This window comes from Oscillibacter sp. CU971 (genome assembly GCF_905219725.1).
Lineage (GTDB): Bacteria > Bacillota > Clostridia > Oscillospirales > Oscillospiraceae > Oscillibacter.
The window spans coordinates 1-1,049 of the sequence record NZ_CAJMXG010000575.1; the positions used below are offsets into that span (position 1 = coordinate 1).

At 52.4% G+C, this 1,049-nt stretch carries 1 protein-coding gene; it reads right to left on the minus strand.

Going from position 1 to position 1,049, the window contains the following annotated elements; genetic code table 11:
- Positions 1 to 1,049 (minus strand): site-specific integrase (locus tag JX325_RS17565; RefSeq protein WP_204792285.1); only part of this gene is annotated, 1,049 nt, incomplete at both ends.

Consider the following 1,049-nt stretch of genomic DNA (forward strand, 5'->3'; position numbering starts at 1 on the left):
TCAATGGTGTCCGCCGCATCCTGCTTCATCTGTGCCGTTGCGTGGGTATACGTGTTCAGCGTGAAGCCCGCTGAGTAATGTCCCAGGGCACCAGAGAGGGTCTTCACGTCCACACCGTTCTTTAAAGACAGCGTTGCAAAAAGATGTCTCATATCATGGAACCGGACGTGTTCCGCTCCTATCGCTTTCAGGATCTTATCGTGGGTCCGGCGGAAGGCATCTGGATCGTACATTGTTCCGGTTTTCGGTGACGGAAACATATATGGGTTCCTAGGATGCTTTTTATGTTCTTCGACTAGAAGGTCTACCGCTTGCTGTGGAATCGCCAGCGTCCGAATGGAGTTCTGTGTCTTTGGAGGGCTGACTACCAACTCCCCTTTGATGCGGTTGACCTGTTTTGTAACGGAGATCGTTCTGGCGTCTGCATCCAGGTCCGTCCAGAGCAGGGCCAGCAGTTCTCCCCTTCTCAGGCCGGTGGTCAGTTCCAGATAGAATGCGGCCAGAAGGCCCCGGCGTTCCGCCTCCGCCAAGTACATTCCAATCTTCTCCTGCGGCAAGATGCGCATCTCCTTTTTCTCCAGCTTCGGCAGTTTGCAGCCCTGAGCCGGATTCATAAGAATCAACCTTTCTGCCACCGCCTGATCCAGGCAATTGCTCAGCAGCGTATGGACTCCACGAACCACCCGAGGACTAAGGCTTTTATCCTTCAGTTCAGGATATCCCTTACGTTGAACCCGGCCATTCTTCTGGAGGTTGTTGTAGAACCGTTGGATTTGAATGGTCGTCAGCTTGTCCAGCATGATTTTGCCGATGCCCGGAACGATGTGGTTCTCAATGTAGTTTGTATAATATTCCCGTGTGTTGGGGCGGATGCGGGGCTCTGCGTAAACCTCGTACCACGTTCGCACCCACGATGCTACCGTATAATTTCCAGTTTTGGAGATATCTAAGCGCTGGCCCTCAGCAATAGCTACTTTCAATTTCTCTTTGACCTCTGCCTGGGTTCGGCCCAGAACATTCTTGATGATTCGCTTGCCAGACTCTGGATC